Source organism: Kitasatospora sp. NPDC059803, from assembly GCF_042732255.1.
Classification (GTDB): Bacteria; Actinomycetota; Actinomycetes; order Streptomycetales; family Streptomycetaceae; genus Kitasatospora.
Map to the genome: position 1 here is coordinate 1 of NZ_JBHWIJ010000443.1, position 4919 is coordinate 4919.

Consider the following 4919-nt stretch of genomic DNA (forward strand, 5'->3'; position numbering starts at 1 on the left):
CGCCCCGCCCCGCCGCCCGCTCAGCGGCACGCACGGACCGCGCCCCGCGCCGGCGCCGGTGCTCCCTCCCGCGGCTGCCAGCGGTCCCGGTCGGCAAGGGGGCCGCCGGGATGCGCGGCGCGGCGGCAGACCCGCGACCGGCCGCCGAGGAGAACCCGGCCACCGCCGAACTGCTCACCACCGTCCCGGGCGGCCTGGCGCCGGTCGCAGGCGGCGCGGTTGTCCGGGTTGTCGAGCGCCTCGGTGAGGTAGTGCCGGCCGGGGCGGCCGTAGCGCCACCACACCGGCCCGAGCGGCCCGTGCTCGGCCAGCAACTCCAGCTGAACCTGGCCACCGCCCGGACGGCCCATCTACGGACGTACTCACCGGCCGCCGACCTGCGCCAACAGCCGAAACTCACCGGCCGGTGCCCGGAACTCACCAACGCCCCGGGCGAAACCCCCCAGCGCAGGTCAGCGGCCTACGCCGGGGTGAGACGGGGTTATGAGCCGTGCCGCTTCTCCTCGGCGGCCGCGACTTCGGCGGCGGCCCGCTCGCGCTCGGCATCGGTGCCGTCCTGTACGACGCGCGGAGCTCGGAATTCGGGATGCCGGCAGCGCCTGAGATGGCGGAGGCCGGCACCCCGGCTGTGAGGTCTCGGGGCGCTGGCCGCTTCAGTGTGCGCTCTCCAGGCGTACGGACGTGTCGGTTGAGGTGGTTCGGCTTGTCCGCCAGCGGCCGATCCCCGTCCCGCCCGATGGGCAGGCGGACGATCCGGGCGCCCGGTCTGGAGAGCGCGGCGCGCCGATGCTCAGCCGCCGTTGCGCGAGCACATGGCGAGGACGAAGAATGCGACGATCACGATGGCGATCCAGCCGAGGCACCCCAGCCCGTCCGGGTTGCCGGGTGCGATCTGCGAGGCGCCGCCCGGCTCGAGGTGCGGGTGCCGCCTGGTGTAGTGATCGAGCAGGTCCTGCTCCGTCGTGGCCTCGGTGGTCCATTCGGTCTTGAATCCGCACTCACCACAGTGTCCGCGGAACTTGGCCATCGTTTTTTCCCCTTACTCCTTGCGTCTCACGTCGCGGCGGGCGTTTTTCTGTGGTCGTCGCCGACCTTGATCCGCCGTGCGGCTTCCCTTCGGGAAGTCCACCACAGATGCGGTACCCCGTCCGTGGTGATATAGTCAAGTCGCGGCCAGGAAAGGAAAATTGACGGTGAATCATGATCGACGGGACCTGCTGCGTGATACAGCCATCGATGTGCTGGCCGAGGCGGGCGGGCGCGGGCTGACACACCGGGCCGTCGACACGGCCGCCGGGGTGCCGTCGGGCACCACCAAGAACTACTTCCCCACGCGGGACGCCCTGCTGGGCGCGGTCGCCGAACGGTGCGCCGAGCAGTACCGCATGGTCGCCGAACACATCGCGGCCTCCGGCCCAGGGCCCAGCGACCGCGAGGGCCTGGTGGCCATGCTCGCAGGCCTGCTGGAGAACGTCGCCGGACCGGGCCGCCCCAGAATGCTCGCCTACCTCGAACTCCAGACCGAGGCCACCCGCCGCACCTGGCTGTCAGCGATCCTGGACCCGATCTCCGCCGCCGACTTCACCGCCTTCGAACACGCCCAGCGCACGGCCGGCCTGCCCGTCACCCCGCAACGATCCGCCGCCGTCACCCTCGCCCTGCACGGCGCCATCCCACACCTGCTCGGCACCGGCCCCGACACCCTGGCCGCCGCCGGCCTCGACAACCTGGACCGCTTCGTCCGCGGCCTGCTCGCCGCGGTCTACCCGTAGCACCCCGATCAGCACCCCCGGCACCCCGCCGACACCGAGTTCCCCGGCACGCCGGGCAGGCGCCCGCGACCACCACGACCACCGGCTGGTCCGACCCGCCCCGGCACGTCGGCCACGCGGCGCCCGGCCGAGCAGGCCGGGGCAGTGGTGGATGGCAGGCCGGCGGCGCCGGGCCACGGCGGCGACCGGCCCTCCGCCCGTGCACGGCAGCGCGACCTGCCGCCAGGCCGGATACCTCCAGCGCCGCTTCGACAGGGACCTGCCCGCCCCTGCGTGCCGAAAGCCCGTACCCTCCTGGCCGGCCTCGACGACGACGAACGGGCGCAACGGGCCCCGCGAGGCACGGGCGGCCCGACGGTCACGGTGTCCGTCGGCGGCGGGCTCGTGGGCGTTGCGGGTAGCCGGCCACTTGTGGGCGTGGCGCATCTCCTCAACGTGTGTGACCGCGTCGGCCGGTGTCGTGCCCGGCTGAGGGTGTGGCGTCGAGCTTCGATCGGTCAACCCGAGTTCGCTGTGCGGCGGGTGCCGGTTCGCCCGCCTCGGCGCCGTTGCTCGGGAAGTCCCCATTTCCGCGGTGACGTGCGTGATCGGACGGGTCTTGCCATGTTCGATCCACCGGTAACGACCTTCTGGGGACAGTGGTGCGTTTTACGTGGGTCACGGTGCCGTCGGGGCGGTGCGGGAGGTGTGGTGTTGTGCGCGGGTGACGATGAGTGAGACGTTCTGTCCGCCGAAGCCGAATGAGTTGCTGAGTACGGCCTTCTGGGGGGCGTCTCGTCGTGCTGTGGCGATATCGAGATCGATGTCGGGTGCGATGCCGGCTGCGGTGAGGTTGCGGGTCGGCGGGATGACGCCGTGTTCCACGCTGAGGACGGCGATGAGCGCCTCTATTGCGCCGGCCGCGCCGAAGAGGTGGCCGAGTGCCGCTTTGGGGGCAGTGACGGTGGCGCGGCCGAAGACCTGTCTGATCGCGTGTGCCTCCGCGGTGTCGCCGGCCGGGGTTCCGGTGGCGTGGGCGTTGATGTGGCTGATCTGCTCGGGAGTCAAACCGGCTTGGGCGAGGGCCTTGCGCATGGCGGCGACCTGGCCGGAGCCGTCGGGGGCGGGTGCCGTGATGTGGTGGGCGTCGGCGGCGATGCCGGCTCCCGCGAGTACGGCGTGGACGTGTGCGCGCCGGCGGCCGGCATGCTCGGCGCTTTCGAGTACCAGGACGGCGGCGCCTTCGCTGAGGACGAATCCGCTGCGGTCCGCGGCGAAGGGGCGGGACGCTGAGGCGGGTTCGACGGTGTAGCGCGACAGTGCTTGTGCCTGGGCGAAGCCGGCGACGGTGATCGGGGTGATCGCGGCCTCGGTGCCGCCCGCGATGACCACGTCCGCCTCGCCGGCACGGATGAGCCTGGCCCCCAGGGCGATCGCCTCGGCGCCGGAGGAGCATGCCGAGACAGGCGTGTAGGCCCCGGCCCGTGCGCCGTATTCGATGCTGATCAGCGCCGCTGCCGCGTTGGGCATGAGCATCGGTACCGTGCGTGGCGAGACGCGCCGCGTCCCGGCCGTCTCCAGTACGTCGTCTTCCTTCAGCAGCGTCCGTACGCCCCCGATGCCCGTGCCGATCGCTGATGCGAGCCGGTGCGGGTCCACCTGTGGGGCGCCGGCGTCGGCCCAGGCTTCGGCCGCTGCGGTGAAGGCCGCCTGCTGTGAGCGGTCGAGCCGCCTGGCCTGCGCCGGCGGCAGCGACTGGGCGGGGTCGATCGCCATCGTGCCTGCGGCGGTGTCGGGAAGGCCGGTGTCCTCGTGGCCGCGCAGGGCGCCGCCGCGGATGCCCGACCGGCCGGCGAGCAGGGCTTGCCAGGTGGACTCCACGTCTGCGCCGAGTGGTGTGATCGCGCCGAGTCCGGTGACGACGACTTCGGTCCTGTGCATGCCATTCAACCTTTCTTGTATGCGATACAAGCGAACGAGCCTAGTTGTATCACATACAATTCGGGTGTGGAGAAGAAGCGAACCGAAGCCCGACCAACACCGGCCCGATCGCGTGACCGCGGTCGCGCGACCAGACGCCAGCTGATCGAGGCGACCGCACGGCTCTGCAAGGAGCGGCCCGGCGCCGAGGTGAGCGTCGCGGAGATCGCGAACGCGGCAGGCGCCTTCCCCAACCAGGTCACCTACCACTTCGGCTCCAAGGACTCGCTGCTCGTGCACGCCGCCTTTCTCGGCCTGCTGCACGACGCCCGACGGATCGAGCGCATCGGCCGCCAAGCCCCCGATGCGGCGACATTTCGGCGCAACATCGCCCGCGCCGTACTGGCCATGCCCTCGCTCCCACCGGTCGCACGGGCACTCGCCGCCGGGATCTCCAAACCCGAACTCGCCCCCGTCGTCGACCGGCACCTCCAGCTGCTGTTCCGGCAGTCCGAGCGCTTCGTGAGCCAGCTCATCGACCGTCGCGGCTGGAAGGTCCGCCGACCGCTCGACGTGGAGGCCAGGACGTTCTGGAGCACCGCGCTCGGCGCAGTGCTGCTCGTCCGCGCCGGGGCACACGGCACCGTCGCCGACCTCGACCTCGCCGGAGCACTGACCATCCACGACGAACCCGAACACGGCTAGGACGGTCGAACGGGCCTGCGGCGACGACGTAAGCGGCTCCCGCGCGAAGGCGGACTCGTCGAGCGAAGGCGGCCCCGTCGCGGTCGGCATGTTCGCGGTCGGGATGTTCGCCGTCGCCGACGAACCCCGTCGCGGCCGGAGCAAGGCGTCACGAACCTGCTCGCGGCAACAGCCAGGCCTGTTTCAGAAGTGGATCAACGGCTGTCGTCCAGCCTGGTGTAGCGAAGCGAAGCGAGTCAGCCCCCGTGCTGGAACCCGGCAGGAGCCTCCTCCTCCCACGGGTCGATCCCGCGACGCTCCAGTTCGCCTAGCCGGCGATCCCGCCGCGGCTCGGGAAGGCCCTGTCCGCACCAAGGGCAGAAGCCGACCGCGATGCCCGATGCGCCACCGTCACGGACGATCAACCCGCACTCCTGGCATCCGGCACCGAACCGAATCAGTGCATCCGTGAGCTTCCCCCGTTGAACGGGAGGTGGTGATTACCTGGTCAGGATGGGTTCAGGCTGTTCGACGGCCACTGGTTCGGCCGTCGCCTGGTCGGCG

Annotated in this window: 6 protein-coding genes; 2 read left to right on the top strand and 4 right to left on the bottom strand. The window is 71.6% G+C overall.

Translation table 11 applies throughout. The annotated features are described in order from the left end of the window. Positions 1–20: 20 nt before the first annotated feature. Together ACFV6I_RS37635 and ACFV6I_RS37640 are read right to left on the bottom strand one after the other, a co-directional pair. A complete protein-coding gene (locus tag ACFV6I_RS37635) occupies positions 21–350 on the bottom strand; it encodes a hypothetical protein (protein ID WP_380430585.1) in 330 nt (109 codons plus the stop codon). 440 nt (positions 351–790) lie between these two features. Continuing rightward, positions 791–1027: a hypothetical protein gene (locus ACFV6I_RS37640; protein WP_363377386.1), complete on the bottom strand. Its 237-nt coding sequence runs from the start codon at positions 1025–1027 to the stop codon at positions 791–793. A 166-nt stretch (positions 1028–1193) separates the two neighbouring features. Here ACFV6I_RS37640 and ACFV6I_RS37645 point away from each other — a divergent pair, with 166 nt between their 5' ends. Then, a complete protein-coding gene (locus tag ACFV6I_RS37645) occupies positions 1194–1772 on the top strand; it encodes a TetR/AcrR family transcriptional regulator (RefSeq protein ID WP_380430588.1) in 579 nt (192 codons plus the stop codon). A 657-nt stretch (positions 1773–2429) separates the two neighbouring features. Here the strand turns inward: ACFV6I_RS37645 and ACFV6I_RS37650 are convergent. Continuing rightward, positions 2430–3692, bottom strand: coding sequence for a beta-ketoacyl-[acyl-carrier-protein] synthase family protein (locus ACFV6I_RS37650; RefSeq protein WP_380430591.1), 1263 nt, complete (start codon positions 3690–3692; stop codon positions 2430–2432). 66 nt (positions 3693–3758) lie between these two features. Between ACFV6I_RS37650 and ACFV6I_RS37655 the strand changes: the two genes are divergently transcribed. Further along, positions 3759–4376 carry a TetR/AcrR family transcriptional regulator C-terminal domain-containing protein gene (locus ACFV6I_RS37655; protein ID WP_380342246.1) on the top strand — a complete coding sequence of 206 codons (618 nt, stop codon included), beginning with the start codon at positions 3759–3761 and terminating at the stop codon, positions 4374–4376. A gap of 236 nt (positions 4377–4612) precedes the next feature. Here ACFV6I_RS37655 and ACFV6I_RS37660 read toward each other — a convergent pair whose 3' ends face one another. Next, on the bottom strand, positions 4613–4816 hold the full coding sequence (locus ACFV6I_RS37660) for a DUF6980 family protein (RefSeq protein ID WP_380430594.1): 204 nt from the start codon (positions 4814–4816) through the stop codon (positions 4613–4615). Positions 4817–4919 lie beyond the last annotated feature (103 nt).

Bases quoted from the DNA above. Each gene is read 5' to 3' on its own strand.
- ACFV6I_RS37635 (WP_380430585.1), bottom strand. From the start codon at position 350: ATGGGCCGTCCGGGCGGTGGCCAGGTTCAGCTGGAGTTGCTGGCCGAG.
- ACFV6I_RS37640 (WP_363377386.1), bottom strand. From the start codon at position 1,027: ATGGCCAAGTTCCGCGGACACTGTGGTGAGTGCGGATTCAAGACCGAA.
- ACFV6I_RS37650 (WP_380430591.1), bottom strand. From the start codon at position 3,692: ATGCACAGGACCGAAGTCGTCGTCACCGGACTCGGCGCGATCACACCA.